The following is a 17,520-nucleotide window of genomic DNA, read 5'->3' on the forward strand; positions in this document are numbered from 1 at the left end:
TTTATGGGTGACAAATGATGTAAAAAGTTTGGCTAACTCACACATTACTTTTGCGGCTGATATAGCAAAGACCTAGACGTTGAAAACTTATCGTCATAAGACGTTTTATTTACGATTTTATTAAATTTTATTTACCAATTGGGCGGTTAAATGTTAGCCTGTTTTAATGCGAAAGGATGATATAAAAACTAACTCTGGTGAACAAGGATGAAAATAGTTGAAGAAAAACATAATTGGTTGATTGACCAACAAATCGATGAGCTTGAAGTCTTACCACCCCATACCACAACCGCTCATTTACCGTCAGAAATTAGAACGCAACTAAAGCCTCATGCCAGTGATTGGATAGTATTGCAACAAAGACATAATTGGCGCCATGTTAAGCGTGACGAATTTACTCGTGTTTTTATAAAGACCAAAAAGGGCTTACAAAGTGTAAGGTCTGGCAGTGCTGCCGGTTTTAGAGAGCAGCTAATCATCGTTAAACGCAAGTCTTATTTCAAAGCAGAGATTAGAAACAATGCCTTTACAAGGAGTGGTGGGGTTGATCCTAATCAGCCCATTGGCGCAAGCCAATTAGACCCGTTAACACCGGTTGAACAGGTATTGGCCTCGATTAACGTCGATAAATCACCTGAGGTGGCTGAAAAGCGCATATTGGTGTCGCTGGAAGGGGAGTTGGCGGGGAGTTTTGTGATCAAAGGTGCTAATACTCCCACATTGTCCAGAGCCTCTGAAGGGGCAACACAAACGCCTCTGATATTCGGCAAGTTGAGTGAAGATGGTCGCTATAGCCTAAAAGCAAAAATCTTAGGTGTGCCGGAGCAGGTGCTTTTTAACAATGTGCCATATGCAGACCTACTTGATATAGAAAAAGTAAAAGCACTTAAGATTGGCGCTGAGGGCGGAGTGCAGCTGATTAAACACAGAGTGTCAGGTGAGGGTAATATACACCTATATTTTATTAGCGAGCCTCCGAGTATCGGGATCTTCTTTGATGGTACAGGCAACAACAAGTACAACGATATTTTGGACCCATTTGATGATAAAGAGCCGACGAATATCGCTAAGCTCCATGAGTTGTATGACACTGGAAAAAAGTTTGTTTTTTCAGAATACATAGAAGGAGTCGGCACAGCGGCAGGAAAGAAAGACTCGATCGTAGATTTAGCTATAGCCTATAGTTTCGATGAAAGGTTAACGAGCGCGATATCTAAGTTACGTCTATTTCTTAAGGGTAACAATATACGGCTTTGTCAAAATGTATTGGTAGATTGTTTCGGTTTTAGTCGTGGTGCAGCGGCAGCAAGGGCATTTGTTAATCTGGTTAATGAAATGAGAGAAGCGCAAGATATTAGATTGGTTGGTAAAGAGGTGGTATTTCGCTTTGTTGGTATTTTCGATACCGTCGCGTCTATTGGAGGGGATGGAGATAATGATCATGGTGAGCTGTATGCTAGAGATGAGTTAGAGAAGGCGGCTAGACTCGATCTTAATCAAGCCAGTGCTGGGGCTGTATATCACTTAACGGCTTGGGATGAGCGGCGTGATAAATTCCCACTAAGCTCATTAAAAAATAAAGATGGCAGTTTGTTTGCTAATCACAAGGAAGTCCACTTGCCAGGCGTTCATTCTGATATTGGGGGCGGGTATGCCCCTATCAGTTTTGATATTGAGTATCCTTTAAAGCGCATTCGTGGCATTCCCGGAAATCCAGAGCATGAAGCAAAAGTACAACAGGCGAAATTGGCAATTGAACATAAATATCAGTGGCCTGGTATTAACGTGGATATGGTCTATCGCTTTAAAAGGCTAAGATATGGTGCTAGTCGCTCGGGAAGAGATAAGGATTTTTACACCACATACCGGCCCGTTTGGAGACGTAAAATAGATAATACCCTTGCCCATTATGGACTGCACCACATGTATAACGAGGCAATTCAACATGGCGTTCCGCTAAAAGATATGGCGCGTCTTCAAAGTATCTACCCTTATGAACTTAGCAACGAGGTCGCAACTTTGGTACCTAAAGCTCTTAAAGCTGGGCCAGCAAGCCAAGCTTGGCAGAAGTTATACGAGCATTATATTCATATTAGTTCTCGGTTTACGGGAGCTGTGGATAAAATGGCTCATGGAGCTGAAAGAAAGGCAAAATACGCCACTGAAAATGGACAAAGGGAAATGTTTTACAATAATGCAAAAGCGCTACCGCAGGTACAAGTTTGGAAAGCGTATAAAAATGGAAATAAATCAATTTGGAGAAAAGGATGATTAATAAGCTCTATACCATTTTACTGGCAGTAATACTGCTTTGCAGTTGCTCTTCACATACCGAGCTCGAAAAATTAAATATAGGTATTTCCGCTTATGAAAAAAGTGACCTGATGGTAAAGCTGATATTTGACGATAGATTTTCCCCCCCAGCGGGCGCAATAGGTTGCTGTTGGGGGAATGCGCAAAAAAATGGATCGTTTTGGGGAGCCGAAATACCACATAAAGTAAAAGCGCAGTGGTGGGATTATAAGCAGGGAAAACACTATCGTGCAGCGTTAACTGTACAGCGTGACAAGGCGTACAAAATCGCGGGTAATTTACCTAGCATTACCCATTACACAGGCGAAACAGAAACCGATGTTGAGCCCTATATTATCTTCGGCTTTGGTGAAAAGGGTGAAGTAAAAATGTGGATTTCTAATGCACCGTTTGATGGCGTCGAAGGACGAATTTTAGAGGAAATCGGATCGGCACAAGCGACTTGGGAACATTTTGAATTAACCGATGAGATGTTTAATTAGATAAGCGCCCACAATCCAAAGTTAAGATAAAAAACAAATGAGACTAGGGATGTTCGACTTGGAGAAAAGGATGTTCAATAAGCTCTATACCGTTTTACTGGCAGTAATACTGCTTTGCAGTTGCTCTTCACATTCCGAGCTCGAAAAATTACATATAGGCATTTCCGCTTATGAAAAAAGTGACCTGATGGTAAAGCTGATATTTGACGATAGATTTTCCCCTCCCGCTGGTGCTATAGGCTGTTGCTGGGGGAACGCTCAAAAGAAAGGTGTGTTTTGGGGAGCTGAGATCCCACATAAAGTGGATGTTGAATGGCGAGACTACAAGCAAGCAAAACTTTACAGAGCTTCATTCAAAGTTCAGCGGAAGAAAGCCTACCATATAATTGACGAATTGACTCCTGTTACATTTGCATCAGGACGTGTTGATGATGATGTGAATCCATTCATCATTTTTGGGTTTGGTGAAGGAGGTGAGGTAAAAATGTGGATTTCTAATTCAGCATTTGCAGGAGTTAAAGGGCGCATTTTAGAGGAAATTGGCTCGGCGCAAGCGGCTTGGGAACCCTTTGAATTAACCGATGAGATGTTTAATTAGATAAGCGCCCACAATCCAAAGTTAAGATAAAAAACAAATGAGACTAGGGATGTTCGACTTGGAGAAAAGGATGTTCAATAAGTTCTATACCGTTTTACTGGCAGTAATGTTGCTTTGCAGTTGCTCTTCACATACCGAGCTAGAAAAATTACATATAGGTATTTCTTCGTACGAAAAAAGCGATTTGATGGTGAAATTGATATTTGATGATAGATTTTCCCCTCCCGCTGGTGCTATAGGCTGTTGCTGGGGGAACGCTCAAAAGAAAGGTGTGTTTTGGGGAGCTGAGATCCCACATAAAGTTCAAGCAGAATGGTGGGATTATAAGCAAGGCAGGCATTATCGTGCTGTGTTTATAGTACAGCGAGACAAGGCGTACAAAATCGCGGGTAATTTACCGAGCATTACCCATTACACAGGCGAAACAGAAACCGATCTTGATCCCTATATCATCTTTGGGTTTGGTGAAAAGGGAGAAGTAAAAATGTGGATTTCTAATGCACCGTTTGATGGCGTGGAAGGACGCATTTTAGAAGAAATTGGTTCGGCACAAGCGACTTGGGAACCCTTTGAATTAACCGATGAAATGTTTCGCTAAAAAAGTGAAAACTAGACGTTTTATCTTGGTACTTTCTGCATGGTTGTTTACATCGGTTTATCGAATTCCACCGAAATAAATTGCTATTTGGCGCTATCTTGGGTCACATTACTGACCGCAATTAAAATAATATAACATTTAGGATTGGAATATGCGTATTAAAGCTATCTCCGCGGCCATGGTGTTGGCCTTTTCTCAGTACGTTGCTGCCGATGAAGGCATGTGGCAACCACATCAACTACCTGAACTTGAATCTATTTTAAAGTCTAAAGGACTAGAGATTGATGCTAAGTCAATTTCAAAACTCACTGAGTTCCCGATGAATGCGGTGATTAGCTTAGGTGGTTGTACGGCGTCATTTGTCTCTCCTAAAGGTCTGGTGGTGACAAACCATCACTGTGCATACGGCTCTATTCAATACAATTCAACAACAGATAACAATATTCTTGAAAATGGCTTTTTAGCAAAACAGCCAAGTGAAGACTTGCCAGCGGCACCGGGCTCACGCGTTTATGTGACAAAAGAAGTGTCGAACGTAACGGATAAAGTTAATGCTGGGACAGACTCACTGACCGGTAAAGCACGTTTTGATGCCATTGACAGTAAGCGCAAACAGCTTGTTGCCGAGTGTGAGCAAGATGAAAGCTATCGCTGTAATGTTTATACCTTTCATGGTGGATTGGAATATTACCTCATTAAATCGCTAGAGATAAAAGACGTCCGTCTGGCATACACGCCAGCGATGGGCGTGGGCAAATATGGCGGCGATATAGATAACTGGATGTGGCCTCGTCACACTGGCGACTTTGCTTTTTACCGTGCATATGTGGGTAAAGATGGTAAACCCGCTGAGTTTTCTAAAGATAACGTACCCTACAACCCAGAGTCATTCTTGAGTGTGAGTGCAAAAGGCGTGCAAGAGGGCGACTTTGTAATGGTGACGGGTTATCCGGGTCGTACCAACCGTTATCGCATTGCTTCTGAAGTAGATTATGTGTTTAACACGGTTTACCCCATGGTACGTAAACATAACTCAAAGTATGTGGCACTAATTGAAGAAAATGCACCAGAAGGGTCGCAAGCTCGTATCGCCTATGAAAGCACCATTGCAGGTTACAACAACTACATCAAAAACTTTGGCTCTATGATTGAAAGCTTCAAAAAAGGCAGTATGTATAGCCGCAAGCAGCAATTTGAGCGCGATCTTAGCACTTGGATCAATGCCGATGCAGACCGTAAAGCAAAGTATGGCGCCGTGCTAAACGAATTGAGCGAGTTGGTTGCTCAATCTCAAGCTCATTATGAGCGTGATATGATGGTTGGCTATATCCACCGTTCGCAAATGATGTCTACTGCGCGTAAGCTTTATCGCTTGGCGGTTGAAAAACAAAAGCCTGATGCTGAGCGTGAGAGTGGTTATCAAGAACGTGATATGCCAAAAATCAAAGCGGGGCTTCAGCGTATGACGCGCCGCTATGATGAAACAGTTGATAAAGCGATTATGCTTTACTTCATGGAGCTTTATGCAGCCTTGCCAAAAGAAGCGCGTTTAACTGAAGTCGATAAGCAGCTTCAACTCGAAAGCGGCTTCAATAAAGCAAAACACCAAGCGCTGCTAGATGAGATGTATGCTAACTCTAAGCTTGCTGATGAAAAAGCCCGTCTTTGGATGTTAGATTTAGAGCTTGAGCAGTTAAATCAAAGCTCTGATCCATTCATTCAATATGCAAAAGCGATTTTTGCAGTGATGAAGCAAATCGAAGATGAAGAAAAAGAATTGGCTGGTAAGCAGCAATCTGCACGTCCAGCTTTGATGGAAGCCATTATTGCTTACAACAAGTCGCAAAATAAGCCAGTTTACGCAGATGCTAACAGCACACTCCGTGTCACTTACGGTACGGTAGGTGGCTACTCACCGCAAGATGGCTTAGTGGCAACGCCATTTACTTCACTTGAAGGGTTACTGGCTAAAAATACTGATGTTGAACCATTTAACGCGCCGAAAAAGCAACAGCAGTTGATCCGCGAAAAAGTATATGGTCAATATACAGGTGGCATGAATACCGTACCGGTGAATTTCCTTTCTAACGTGGATACCACAGGTGGTAACTCAGGTTCGCCGACCTTAAACGGGAAAGCGGAGTTAGTAGGTTTACTGTTTGACGGTGTATATGAAAGCATTATTGGTGACTGGGATTACGATAAAAACCTAAACCGCTCAATTCATGTTGATTCGCGTTACATGTTATGGGTAATGGACAAGGTTGATAATGCACAAAACCTGTTAGATGAAATGAAGATAGTAAAGTAGGTCGACCTTTAGGTCGACAATCCCCCCAACGTTTAAAGGGTAGTCTTTGGGTTTAAAGGGTACCCTTTAGGTTTAAACGTTAGTCGGCCTAAGGCCGACCTACGGGTGATATCAATTTTGTCGAAAAATAATGCCGGCCATGAGGCCGGCATTATTATGTTACTTTGCCATTAACTGGCGGATATACTTCACCGGAGCACTACCAAAGCTTAAGAACTCTTCGTGGAATGTCTTTAAGTCAAATTCCTTTCCAAGCTTTTGTTTTTGCGTTTCACGGAAGTCGTAAATTTCGCGATAACCAGAGTAATAGCTGGTTAATTGTACTTGGCTCAAGGTTGCACGGCGCCATTTACCTTCGGCTTCTGCACGCTCTTGGTAAGCCCCATTCATCAGCAGATCTAAGCCTTCTTCTTTGCTTATTCCTTTTACTTGGATACCGTAATCTAGGATAGTGTTACAGATCACACGTAGATTCCACTTGTAGTACATTAACCACATTTCAGGCTCAAAGTTACCATAGCCTTCTTCTAGCATCATGCGCTCAGTGTATACTGCCCAGCCTTCAATCATCGCGCCATTGCTTAAGATACTCTTCACCAAAGACGGAGATTCGTTAGAGTAAACCAACTGAGTGTAATGGCCTGGCACGGCTTCATGAATATTTAGGATCTGCAGGATCCAATGGTTGTATTCACGTAGATACGATTCAGCTTGCTCGTCGCTCATTGAGTCCAGCGGAGACACGTTATAATAGGTGTTCTCCTTTTTGTCGTATGGGCCCGGAGCACTGATTGAAGCGCCAGCAAAGCCGCGCATATATTCAGGCGTTTCGCGAACAACTAGCGGCTTTTCAGGGTCTAGCGTGATGAGATCCTTTTCCATCACAAACTTTTCAAGCTCTGGAATTTGCGCTTTGATTTCGCTCACAAAGTTTTCACGCTTTACGTGTTTGACCGAAAGGTGCTTGATAAGGGTGGCAATCGCATCAATGTCAGATTTTGGGCGTGGCTTGTCAGCAAAATACGTTGGCCAGAGTTGATCAACAATCTTAACCATTTCATTAGTAACACGGGCTTTGTCGGCCATTGCCTTTTCATACATTTGCTTGGCGGTGTAGCCAGACTGAATATCAAAGGCAAATTTTTCTTCGTACAGCTTCTCACCAATTCTAAATGAGCGCGCATTACCGTTTTCGCTTAACTCTTTTTCAAGGTTGCTAAGGTAAGATACATATCCATTGATGGCAGATTTCGCGGCAGCGAAGCGCTGCTTGAATAGGGCTTTTTCCTCGGCTGTTAATAATGAAGTCGCGAGTTTATCAAGCAACTCGTCGTTTAATACACTAAATGCGCCTTGGTTTTGTGCAATCGCAAGCTGAGTATATTCGAGCGTTGGATTGTTAATATTGTTTTGTGCTGCTTCATAATACGCTGGCACATATTGAAGACGTGCTAAAACGAGCTTGAGCTTTTCGTCATCCGTTTTAAAGCGGCTATTGAGTATCGTCGCAAAGCCATAAGAAACATTGTAGTTTGACGGATTCCACTGCCAGCTTTTGAAGGTTTCAATATGCCAGATATCGCGTTTTAGGCGATTTTCAATCAAGTGATAATCGATTTTTTGACTATTGCTTAAGTTAGCAAGGTCGAACTGTTGTAACTTAGCCAGTTGCGCCTGAGAGAAGGCAACACTTGCATCACGAGTCGCTTGGGTTGGTACAGTGATAATATCGTCGTACTTGCCAAAGCCTGCCCAGAGCGACGCTTCTGGGTACTGTTTCCATAAGTCATTGATAAATTGCTGAGAAAAGTCAGCGAATTGTGCATTTGTTGCTACTGTTTGCTGTGAAGCTGAAGGCGTCGTCTCGACAGACGAAGGAGAAAGTGAGCAGCCAGTCAGGCCCATTGCCATGGCTAGCGCCATGCACAAGGCAGTCTTTTTCATTATTGTGTCCTATTTAATGGTTTTCGCTATCATAACAAGATTTTGCTTTATTTGCTTTGTCTGGCTCATCCAACCACACCGCACCGTTAGCCTCTTTGGCAACGATGTCATCGGGGTTGTAGATAGGGCATGATTTCATCGACAAACAGCCACAGCCAATGCAACCATCGACATAGTCTCTTAAACGTTGCATGTAAGCGATTTTTTCGTCCAGCTTTGCTTGCCAGGCTGTAGAAAGTTTGGCCCAGTCCGCTTTAGTTGGTGTTCTTGAGTCGGGCAGAGTATCAAGGGTTTCTTTTATCTCTCCTAGGGTTATCCCCATCTTTTGGCCAGCTTTAATAATGGCAATACGGCGCAACACATCCTTTTTGTAACGGCGTTGATTACCGTTATTACGCCAACTACGAATAAGCCCTTTGTTCTCATAGAAATGCAGAGCAGACACCGCAACGTCAGCTCTTTGAGCAACCTTACCGACACTGAGGTTGGGCTCGTCTCTTAATAATTTTTCAGTTTTCATAAATTAGTACTTTACCTTAACTTAAGGTGAGGTTTTAAGGTAGCACCCAATTTATTATTAGTGCAACTGGAATTGAACATTATGAAAACAGTCGTTATTTACTCAAGCTCAAACCCCAATGGAAATACCTACCAATCTGCAAAGGCACTAGCAGCAGAAAAAAGAGCTGAACTCATCTATTTAGACCGCTACAAAATTGGTGAGTATTGCTACAAACACTCTCACAGTGATGATGACTTTGTTAACCTTTTTAGATGGGTACTTGGTTTTGAGCACATCATTTTTGCATCCCCCGTTTATTGGTATGCAGTGACACCAAGAATGAAGGCATTTATCGACAGAATAACCGACTTTATGGACATAGAAGCGTTAAAGCCGGAGCTTAGAACGCTACGTGAAAAGCAGTTTTCTATCTTGTCGACCTCATGCCAAGAAAAAGCACCAGCACCATTTACTGAGATGCTGGTGGGAACCTTTGAATATTTGGGTATGAAATTACAAGAGCAGCGTCATGTTCATTACCCTTATGCTGATTAATCGCTGTGGATTTTGTTAGGTGGGGTTGTGTGGCGATGGCTTTTAAAGATCGCTGCGTGAAGCAGCTCCTACTCTGAAGTAAATCCAGTCTGGTATAAGGCGGTTGTGACTGGTGTTTATTTAGAGGAGGGTGAAGGCTTTTAAAGATCGTTGCGTAAAGCAGCTCCTACTCCGAAGTAACATCAGTCTGGTAGGAGACGGTTTACCCGCCGAGCACTTTGTGACTGGCGCGCTACCCCCCCCTTGCTACCCAACATTTCTCAGCGGAAGTACGCACTTCCGCGTCTGCAAACAGGTGTAAGATCACACCTTGAATTCATTGACCATTTGCGAGAGTCGTTGTGACATTTCGCTTAATTGCTGGCTCGACGCTTTGGTGTGTTCAGCGCCAAGGGCGGTTTGGTTTGCCACTGTTGCGATACCACTGATGTTGTCAGTCATGTCATTAAGATCTTCAGATTGCTTTTCACTCCAGGTGGCGATATTAACGTTAATATCATGCACGGTTGCGATGGAGAGGTTGATTTGTTCTAGTGCGTGCTTACATTCTTGGCTCACTTTGAGGCTTTGTTCGGATGCTGCACGGCAGCTCTCCATTTCTTCAACGGTTGTGGTAACGCCATTGTGCAGTTTATCAATGATCGCTTGAATGTCATCGGTAGATTGTTGCGTACGCTGGGCCAGTGTTCTTACCTCATCGGCCACCACGGCAAAACCACGACCTTGTTCTCCTGCTCTCGCAGCCTCGATGGCCGCATTCAATGCTAATAAATTAGTTTGATCTGCCACTTTTTTGATGACGTCAAGTACTGCACCAATCTCGGTTGATGAGCGTTGTAGTTCGAGCACAGCTTGTTGCGCTGAGTCGACGCTACGAGAGGCATGCGCTATGACTGCTACATTTTCGTCTACATGCGTCAGCCCTTGGGTCGTCAGTGTGGTTGTCTCTGTCACTTTATCAAGCGCACGCTTTGACTCATTATTGACAGCTTGTGCCACTTGATTAAGCGATTGCATGCGGTTTTGCACTGATTCTGTTTCACTGTTTTGTTGTCCAATACCAGCTTGGATCTGCTCGGTAATACAGGATAATTCCTCTGCTTGGGAGGCCAAAGAATGGGTGCTTTCGTTGATATCATGCAGTACATCACGAAAATGCGAGTTCATTTTATTAAATGCGATAGCCATTTGGGCAAGCTCGTCTTTTCCGTGGCTTTTCAGTGCAATGGTGAGGTCTTTTTGCGCTGAAATAAGTCCCATTGTACGGGTGAGCTTATCCAGTGGCTTGGTAATATTTTTGCTGATTAAGCTAGAGAGAAAAATAAGTAATATCGCATAGCCGAGCGTTTCAGCAGTCATCAACATGAAGCGGTCATAAAATTGCTCTTCAACGTCTTGAAGGTAAATGCCTGTTCCAATTGCCCAGTTATAGTGCCCTAAGTTAGCAATATAAGAGAGCTTGCCCTCAAGCTCCTTTGTCCCCGGTTTTGGCCATTGATATTGGGCAAAGCCTTGTTGATTTTGATTCGCAATGACGACGAACTGGCTGAATGCTTCGCGAATAAAGCGTTCATGATGGTGAGTCATTGAGGTGCCATTGAGCAGTGGCTTAATGGGGTGTGTTACCATATTCCCATCTAGGTCAAATAAGAAGAAGTAACCTGCATCACCATAGCGTGCGGCATCAATGAGCTTTTTTATTTTTTCTTGTCTTTGTTGTGGGGTGAGCGAGGCCTCGGTGGCAACCATATTAAGTTGCGCAATTGTGGTTTCCATTAGGTTTTTTGCATTAATGTGTCTTTCTTGCGTTAAGCTGTCTCGTAAAACGAGTGCTGATGAGAGTTGCACAAGGGTAATGATCACGACAGACAAAAGCAGACTGAGTCTGAGTTTATTGGGCACTTTCATTAAACCTAAGAGTTTATTCAGCTGCTTCATGAGTTCCTCTAGTAACAAAGAATTAGTTAAAATGACAGCGATGTCAGTTGGCGTGGATCATACTTAGAACGAACCAAAAATAAATAGCATGAACAAAAGATGAATAAGGTGTTAAGCCGTGCAGACGGCTATCTAATTGATAGTTAATAAAAATGTTAATATTCACGTTTTGTAAATGATTGTGAATGAGAACTATTTCTAATAAGTGTGTTTAAGTATTTTGTCTTAGAGAAGGATGAAGGTTAGAGGTAGATTAAGGAAATTTGATATAGATCATTGCAGATATCGCTTGAATCGAATAGCGACTTTGTTATACTCGCTGCGAATTTTCAGTTTGGACTGAAAGTTCTGAACTAATCAATTCTATCAAGATAAAAACATCAGGATAATCTGTGCCACTGTTAAGCTATGCTCGACAAACTGCTACTACTAACGACACAACCTATCAAAGTTGTGCGATGACGCGTGCGCAGTTATTCGGTCGTATTTTCAGTGTGCTAAGCGCATTGATGATGTTTAACGCGGCATTATTATTCACTGGCATGCTAGGTGATGTAGCTGAATTAGAAGCACTTTTTGCAGATAATTCACTACCTGACTCTGTTTTGGTGATGCTCGGAGAGTTTTGGGCTCAGCCTATCTTGTCATTACAATTATTGATAGGTCTTTATTGGTTAGTTTTCCATACTATTTTGCCTACACGCGCTGGCGTTGTCCTGCGTAAAACGGCATTCGCCTCTACTGAGGCTATTCATCCTCAACCGGTGCCTAGTGCACATGGTTGTCGTGCTCCTCCTTTTTGATACCGCTGCCTGTTTGCGTAATCGCAATATTTGAGTCCAATGTGTTTGATTTAAGCGATTTGGATCAGCAGTCAGCAATTCAGTTTCAATTACATTAATCGGCTATTTACTGTCCTTTTTGGGCGAATTGTAAGCTTAGCAAATGTGATTGTCCGTTTACTGTATCGATTATTTGGTAAATGGTTAGTGACTGGTATCAAAGGAGCGTTTCCCTTCACTAATGCATTTTCCCTGATGGATACAGTGCAATTCGAACTTGTGCAGCATAGCTTGCACAAATAGATACTCAGCGTGCTTGATAAATAAGCCGCAGCTTATCGTTGAAGGGTAATCAATTGAATAAACGTAGTGTTGTGAATTATGCGTTCGCTTCATTGGGGCTTATGCTCACCGGCTGTAGTGGTGGCATTTTAGATCCCAAGGGGCAAATTGGCATGGATGAGAAGTCCTTGATCATCATTGCCACTGTACTGATGTTACTCGTTGTAGTACCAGTTATTATTCTTACCTTATATTTTGCGTGGAAGTACCGAGACGGTCGTGACCACGAGATCTATGCACCTAAATGGGCTCACTCTAACAAAATAGAAGCCGTGGTTTGGACCATTCCGATTGTGATTATTATTGTACTTGGGGTGATCACTTGGCGCTCTACACAATCACTTGATCCGTACAAGCCGTTGGAAGGTAAGGGTGAACACTTCACTGTTCAGGTGGTATCGCTAAACTGGAAGTGGTTATTTATCTATCCTGAGCAAGGCATTGCTACAGTGAATGAGTTGGTGTTTCCAGCGAATGTACCAGTGGAGTACAAAATCACTTCCGAAAGCACCATGAACTCTTTCTTTATTCCACAGCTTGGTAGCCAAATCTACTCGATGGCTGGAATGGAAACGCAGCTTCACCTGATTGCCAACGAGCCGGGGACATTCAAAGGCTTTTCTGCTAACTACAGTGGAGCGGGCTTTACGGGTATGAAGTTCGATGCCATTGCGACCAAAGATCAAGCAAGTTTTGATAACTGGGTTGCCGATGTCAAAGCAAACGGCGAAGCCTTAACCGCAGGTCGTTACACGCAACTGGCTGAGCCTTCGGAATATCACCCCGTTGAATATTTTGGCTCGGTAGAGCAGGGCTTATTCCACACCATAGTTATGAAGTACATGCAGGGCCATGGCGAAATGAGTTATTACGCTAAACCAGAGCATGCTGCGCATCCACATCACGGCAAGGCTGAGGAGTAATTATGTCGTTGTTTGGTAAATTATCCATCGAGGCAATCCCCTATCACGAACCCATCATTATGGTGACGTTAGCTGTGGTGGCGATTGTTGGTCTAATTGTGGCGGCAATGGTCACAAAACACAAAAAATGGGGCGTGCTGTGGCACGATTGGATCACTTCAATCGATCATAAACGTCTAGGCGTGATGTACATTATCTTGGCATTAATTATGTTAATGCGTGGTTTTGCCGACGCCATCATGATGCGTACGCAGTTGGCGATGGCCACAAGCGGCGCTGCCGGTTACTTACCTCCTGAGCACTATGACCAGATCTTTACCGCACATGGGGTGATCATGATCATCTTTATGGCGATGCCATTTATGATTGGTTTGATGAATATCATCTTGCCACTGCAAATTGGTGCTAGAGATGTTGCCTTTCCGTTTTTGAATAATCTCAGTTTTTGGCTGACGGCGGGCGGGGCAATTCTGATCAACTTGTCCTTGGCATTTGGCGAGTTTGCAAAAACCGGTTGGGTGGCGTATCCGCCATTGTCGGAGTTGTCGTTTAGTCCGGGTGTCGGGGTTGATTACTATATTTGGGCACTGCAAATATCCGGGCTTGGGACATTGCTCACCGCCGTGAATTTCTTGGTAACCGTATTTAAGATGCGTGCACCTGGCATGACGCTAATGAAAATGCCTATTTTTACTTGGACTTGTACTTGGGCAAATATCCTAGTTGCGGCGTCTTTCCCAATTCTTACTGCGGTGCTAGCGATGCTAACGCTTGACCGTTATATGGATTTCCACTTCTTCACCAATGAAGCCGGTGGTAATGCCATGATGTATATCAATCTGTTCTGGGCATGGGGTCACCCTGAAGTTTATATTTTGATCTTGCCTGCGTTTGGGATTTTCTCAGAAATTATTTCAACCTTTACAGGCAAACGCCTGTTTGGCTATAAGTCGATGGTGTATGCCAGCGGTGCGATTTCTATTTTGGGCTTCATTGTTTGGCTACATCACTTCTTTACTATGGGTTCAAGCGCCAATGTTAATGCTTTCTTTGGGGTCATGACGATGGTCATTGCGGTCCCGACGGGGGTAAAACTCTTTAACTGGTTATTTACGATGTATCGCGGTCGTTTGCGGATCACGGTGCCGGTCCTTTGGACGTTAGGGTTTATGGTGACCTTTACCGTAGGTGGGATGACTGGCGTACTGCTTGCAATTCCAGGCGCGGACTATGTGCTGCACAACAGTCTTTTTCTGATCGCACATTTTCATAACACCATTATCGGTGGGGCGGTGTTTGGTTATCTAGCGGGTTTTGCTTACTGGTTCCCTAAAGTAATGGGTTACAAGCTTGATGAGCGTTGGGGGAAAGCCTCATTCTGGTGCTGGCTGGTTGGCTTTTTTGTGGCCTTTATGCCGCTTTATGTGCTCGGCTTCTTGGGCATGACACGTCGTCTTAATCATACCAACACGCCAGAGTGGAACATTTGGCTATACATCGCGTGTATTGGTGCCTTTATCATTATGTTTGGGATAATTTTCCAAGTGGTACAGTTAGTGGTGAGTTACAAAAACCGCGAGCAATTGCAAGACACCACAGGCGATCCGTGGAATGGGCATACGCTGGAATGGTCAACGGACTCTCCCCCGCAGTACTACAACTTCGCGAAAACCCCTGTGGTTGACGATATTGACGCTTGGACAGAAATGAAAGAGCAGGGACAGGCATATCAAAAGCCTGCACATTATCAGCCTATTCACATGCCAAAAAATACCCCGACTGGAGTGCTTATCAGCGCGTCATTGACCGTGTTTTGCTTTGCCATGATTTGGCATATTTGGTGGTTAGCGGCGGTGGGTTTTGTCAGTGCTATCGCGGTATTTATTAAGCGTTGTTACACCAGCGACGTTGATTATTATGTTCAGGTTGACGAGATTGAGCAGATTGAGTCTGCCCACCTTTCTCGCGCATTACAGGAGGGTTAATTCATGAGTGCGATTACTCCCGCTACGCTGCATGCGTTAGAAGATGCTCACGAGCATGCAGATCATGACACAGGTTCAAACACCGTATTCGGTTTTTGGCTATATCTGATGACGGACTGTTTGTTGTTTGCTTCGTTCTTTGCCACTTATGCCGTGTTGTACATGAACACGGCAGGCGGGGTGTCTGGCAAAGACATATTCGAGCTGGGTTTTGTTGCGGTTGAAACCGCGGCCCTACTGTTAAGTAGTATTACCTTTGGGTTTGCCATGATAGCGGCAAACAAACAGAAAAAGTCGCAAACCTTATCTTGGCTTGCGGTGACATTTGCCTTTGGTGCGGTGTTTATTGGCATGGAAGTGTATGAATTCCATCACTTGATAGTACATGGTCATGGGCCGCAGCATAGTGCTTTTCTGACTTCTTTCTTCTCATTGGTGGGTCTGCACGGCATGCACGTGACGGCAGGCTTGATTTGGATGACTGTGATGATGATTGAAGTGACACGTCGTGGTCTTAAGCCACAAACGGTAACGCGTTTGAGCTGCTTAAGCTTGTTCTGGCACTTTTTAGATATCGTGTGGATCTGTGTATTTACCGTTGTTTATTTAATGGGGGCAATGTAATGAGCCATAGTGAATCTCAAGCGTTAGCACAGATGGATGTTCATGAGCATGAACACGACAGCCACGGAAGTGTGAAGTCGTATCTAATTGGTTTTGTGCTATCCGTTATTTTGACAGCCATTCCTTTTGCTGCCGTGATGAGTGGCAGCTTGTCATCTAGCACGACATTTTGGACGTTAGTGACAACGGCGTTAGTGCAAATTTGGGTGCACCTAAAGTACTTTTTACACCTGAATTTTGTTACGGAAGAAGGCAAGGCAAGCACGCTTTCCTTTATCTTTAGTGCGTTGATTATTGTGATGGTAGTGGGGCTGTCGGTCTGGATCATCTACGAATCGAACGCCATGATGATGTATTAACAGGAGAGTAGTCATGCTGCGTCGTTATTTTCAGGTGACAAAACCTGGGATCATTATGGGAAACTTGATTTCAGTCGCAGGAGGCTTTTTATTGGCCTCTCGAGGTGAAGTTGATTGGCTGCTATTTGCCTTGACTCTACTAGGGCTATCTTTAGTCGTTGCGTCAGGTTGTGTAGTTAATAATGTCATCGACAGGGATATCGATGCGGCAATGGCCCGTACTAAAACTCGCGTGACAGTAACTGGGGAAATTTCCTCAGTTGCTGCACTGTCACATAGTCTGGTACTCGGATTATCTGGCTTTGGGCTCTTAGCCTATTTCACCAATTGGATTGCGCTGAGTTTTGCCGCATTTGGTTTTTTTATTTATGTCGGTGTTTACAGCTTATACATGAAACGAAACTCAGTGTATGGCACGGTGGTTGGTAGCCTGTCAGGGGCAGTGCCTCCTGTGGTTGGTTACTGCGCAGTAAGCGGGGTGTTTGACTCTGGCGCTGCCATTTTATTATTGATGTTTTGTCTTTGGCAAATGCCGCACTCTTATGCCATTGCGATTTTCCGTTTTGAAGATTACCGGGCCGCGAATATTCCGGTGTTGCCAGTCGCGCAAGGTGTTGAGAAGGCTAAGCATCATATTGTTTTGTATATCGCCATTTATGCACTGGTGGTGATGTTACTACCGCTTAGCGGTTATACCGGCATAGCATTTATGGCGGTGGCCTGTACAACCAGTTTTTGGTGGTTATTGATGGCGCTAAAAGGATACCAAAGAGACTTAGATTTACATGGTTGGGCGAGGCAAGTATTTGCATTCTCAATAGTCAATATCACAGTCCTAAGTATCGCGATGGCGATTGATAATCACAGCACAGTTTCTGCGATGCTGTACTGATCGCAGATTATCCCAAAGTAACTAAAATCCAAAGGCCCACGGGGCCTTTTTTCGTTCTTATCTTATTTGTTTTACGTCGCTTGCTTTTTACCCATTTTATCTCCATATCCAGCTTATTGAATAGATGAGAAGATAATAATGGATATAGGGATCACAGAAGTATTGTTGTTATTTACGGCGATTTTTATCGCGTCCTTTTTACTTTTTAAGGTCGTGCTATGGGCCAAAAAAATGCCAAAAGGCGCCTATCTATTTTTGGCTTTAATGCCGCTCATCTCTCTTTTTCCTATTCCACCACCCGTTTTTAAAAATGTCGCGAAAGCCAAACAAGAACAACGTAAAAAAGCACCCAAATCAGAACCATAATTACAC

At 43.7% G+C, this 17,520-nt stretch carries 16 protein-coding genes; 13 read left to right on the top strand and 3 right to left on the bottom strand.

Features of this window, described 5'->3' with window-relative positions:
• The first annotated feature begins 207 nt into the window (after positions 1-207).
• From QSH61_RS07240 to QSH61_RS07260, 5 genes are all read left to right on the top strand, one after another.
• Positions 208-2,271, top strand: coding sequence for a T6SS phospholipase effector Tle1-like catalytic domain-containing protein (locus QSH61_RS07240; RefSeq protein ID WP_174170968.1), 2,064 nt, complete (start codon positions 208-210; stop codon positions 2,269-2,271).
• Positions 2,268-2,795 carry a hypothetical protein gene (locus QSH61_RS07245; protein WP_174170967.1) on the top strand — a complete coding sequence of 176 codons (528 nt, stop codon included), beginning with the start codon at positions 2,268-2,270 and terminating at the stop codon, positions 2,793-2,795. The genes QSH61_RS07240 and QSH61_RS07245 overlap by 4 nt, the downstream gene beginning before the upstream one ends.
• A gap of 70 nt (positions 2,796-2,865) precedes the next feature.
• Positions 2,866-3,393: a hypothetical protein gene (locus QSH61_RS07250; protein ID WP_174170966.1), complete on the top strand. Its 528-nt coding sequence runs from the start codon at positions 2,866-2,868 to the stop codon at positions 3,391-3,393.
• 70 nt (positions 3,394-3,463) lie between these two features.
• Entirely contained in the window at positions 3,464-3,991 is a 528-nt protein-coding gene (locus tag QSH61_RS07255) for a hypothetical protein (RefSeq protein WP_206471626.1), read from the top strand.
• Between the two features lie 151 nt (positions 3,992-4,142).
• Positions 4,143-6,302, top strand: a complete 2,160-nt coding sequence (locus QSH61_RS07260; RefSeq protein ID WP_206471627.1) for a S46 family peptidase — start codon at positions 4,143-4,145, stop codon at positions 6,300-6,302.
• A 159-nt stretch (positions 6,303-6,461) separates the two neighbouring features.
• Here the strand turns inward: QSH61_RS07260 and QSH61_RS07265 are convergent, their stop codons facing one another.
• Together QSH61_RS07265 and soxR are read right to left on the bottom strand one after the other, a co-directional pair.
• Complete coding sequence (locus tag QSH61_RS07265; protein WP_206471628.1) at positions 6,462-8,246, bottom strand: DUF885 domain-containing protein; 1,785 nt, start codon at positions 8,244-8,246, stop codon at positions 6,462-6,464.
• A gap of 13 nt (positions 8,247-8,259) precedes the next feature.
• Complete coding sequence (soxR, locus tag QSH61_RS07270; protein ID WP_010375466.1) at positions 8,260-8,766, bottom strand: redox-sensitive transcriptional activator SoxR; 507 nt, start codon at positions 8,764-8,766, stop codon at positions 8,260-8,262.
• Positions 8,767-8,847: 81 nt separating this feature from the next.
• Between soxR and QSH61_RS07275 the strand changes: the two genes are divergently transcribed.
• The gene (locus QSH61_RS07275; RefSeq protein ID WP_138583305.1) at positions 8,848-9,303 is read left to right on the top strand and encodes a flavodoxin family protein; all 456 of its coding nucleotides are present in this window, start codon (positions 8,848-8,850) and stop codon (positions 9,301-9,303) included.
• Positions 9,304-9,606: 303 nt separating this feature from the next.
• Here the strand turns inward: QSH61_RS07275 and QSH61_RS07280 are convergent, their stop codons facing one another.
• Positions 9,607-11,241, bottom strand: coding sequence for a methyl-accepting chemotaxis protein (locus tag QSH61_RS07280; protein WP_206471629.1), 1,635 nt, complete (start codon positions 11,239-11,241; stop codon positions 9,607-9,609).
• Positions 11,242-11,633: 392 nt separating this feature from the next.
• Here QSH61_RS07280 and QSH61_RS07285 point away from each other — a divergent pair, with 392 nt between their 5' ends.
• From QSH61_RS07285 to QSH61_RS07315, 7 genes are all read left to right on the top strand, one after another.
• A complete protein-coding gene (locus QSH61_RS07285) occupies positions 11,634-12,044 on the top strand; it encodes a hypothetical protein (RefSeq protein ID WP_174170961.1) in 411 nt (136 codons plus the stop codon).
• 383 nt (positions 12,045-12,427) lie between these two features.
• Positions 12,428-13,288: a ubiquinol oxidase subunit II gene (gene cyoA / locus QSH61_RS07290; RefSeq protein WP_502935081.1), complete on the top strand. Its 861-nt coding sequence runs from the start codon at positions 12,428-12,430 to the stop codon at positions 13,286-13,288.
• Positions 13,289-13,290: 2 nt separating this feature from the next.
• Entirely contained in the window at positions 13,291-15,273 is a 1,983-nt protein-coding gene (gene cyoB / locus QSH61_RS07295; RefSeq protein ID WP_174170959.1) for a cytochrome o ubiquinol oxidase subunit I, read from the top strand.
• 3 nt (positions 15,274-15,276) lie between these two features.
• A complete protein-coding gene (gene cyoC, locus QSH61_RS07300; RefSeq protein WP_010606488.1) occupies positions 15,277-15,897 on the top strand; it encodes a cytochrome o ubiquinol oxidase subunit III in 621 nt (206 codons plus the stop codon).
• Positions 15,897-16,256 (top strand): cytochrome o ubiquinol oxidase subunit IV, encoded by a 360-nt coding sequence (cyoD, locus tag QSH61_RS07305; protein WP_017218861.1) that lies wholly within the window; start codon positions 15,897-15,899, stop codon positions 16,254-16,256. The genes cyoC and cyoD overlap by 1 nt, the downstream gene beginning before the upstream one ends.
• 13 nt (positions 16,257-16,269) lie before the next feature.
• A complete protein-coding gene (cyoE, locus tag QSH61_RS07310) occupies positions 16,270-17,148 on the top strand; it encodes a heme o synthase (protein WP_010606490.1) in 879 nt (292 codons plus the stop codon).
• A gap of 138 nt (positions 17,149-17,286) precedes the next feature.
• The gene (locus QSH61_RS07315) at positions 17,287-17,514 is read left to right on the top strand and encodes a hypothetical protein (RefSeq protein WP_017218863.1); all 228 of its coding nucleotides are present in this window, start codon (positions 17,287-17,289) and stop codon (positions 17,512-17,514) included.
• Positions 17,515-17,520 lie beyond the last annotated feature (6 nt).

It is taken from the genome of Pseudoalteromonas sp. JC3 (assembly GCF_030291895.1).
Taxonomy (GTDB): domain Bacteria; phylum Pseudomonadota; class Gammaproteobacteria; order Enterobacterales; family Alteromonadaceae; genus Pseudoalteromonas.

Bases quoted from the DNA above. Each gene is read 5' to 3' on its own strand.
- QSH61_RS07240 (WP_174170968.1), top strand. From the start codon at position 208: ATGAAAATAGTTGAAGAAAAACATAATTGGTTGATTGACCAACAAATC.
- QSH61_RS07245 (WP_174170967.1), top strand. From the start codon at position 2,268: ATGATTAATAAGCTCTATACCATTTTACTGGCAGTAATACTGCTTTGC.
- QSH61_RS07250 (WP_174170966.1), top strand. From the start codon at position 2,866: ATGTTCAATAAGCTCTATACCGTTTTACTGGCAGTAATACTGCTTTGC.
- QSH61_RS07255 (WP_206471626.1), top strand. From the start codon at position 3,464: ATGTTCAATAAGTTCTATACCGTTTTACTGGCAGTAATGTTGCTTTGC.
- QSH61_RS07260 (WP_206471627.1), top strand. From the start codon at position 4,143: ATGCGTATTAAAGCTATCTCCGCGGCCATGGTGTTGGCCTTTTCTCAG.
- QSH61_RS07265 (WP_206471628.1), bottom strand. From the start codon at position 8,246: ATGAAAAAGACTGCCTTGTGCATGGCGCTAGCCATGGCAATGGGCCTG.
- soxR (WP_010375466.1), bottom strand. From the start codon at position 8,766: ATGAAAACTGAAAAATTATTAAGAGACGAGCCCAACCTCAGTGTCGGT.
- QSH61_RS07275 (WP_138583305.1), top strand. From the start codon at position 8,848: ATGAAAACAGTCGTTATTTACTCAAGCTCAAACCCCAATGGAAATACC.
- QSH61_RS07280 (WP_206471629.1), bottom strand. From the start codon at position 11,241: ATGAAGCAGCTGAATAAACTCTTAGGTTTAATGAAAGTGCCCAATAAA.
- cyoA (WP_502935081.1), top strand. From the start codon at position 12,428: ATGCTCACCGGCTGTAGTGGTGGCATTTTAGATCCCAAGGGGCAAATT.
- cyoB (WP_174170959.1), top strand. From the start codon at position 13,291: ATGTCGTTGTTTGGTAAATTATCCATCGAGGCAATCCCCTATCACGAA.
- cyoC (WP_010606488.1), top strand. From the start codon at position 15,277: ATGAGTGCGATTACTCCCGCTACGCTGCATGCGTTAGAAGATGCTCAC.
- cyoD (WP_017218861.1), top strand. From the start codon at position 15,897: ATGAGCCATAGTGAATCTCAAGCGTTAGCACAGATGGATGTTCATGAG.
- cyoE (WP_010606490.1), top strand. From the start codon at position 16,270: ATGCTGCGTCGTTATTTTCAGGTGACAAAACCTGGGATCATTATGGGA.
- QSH61_RS07315 (WP_017218863.1), top strand. From the start codon at position 17,287: ATGGATATAGGGATCACAGAAGTATTGTTGTTATTTACGGCGATTTTT.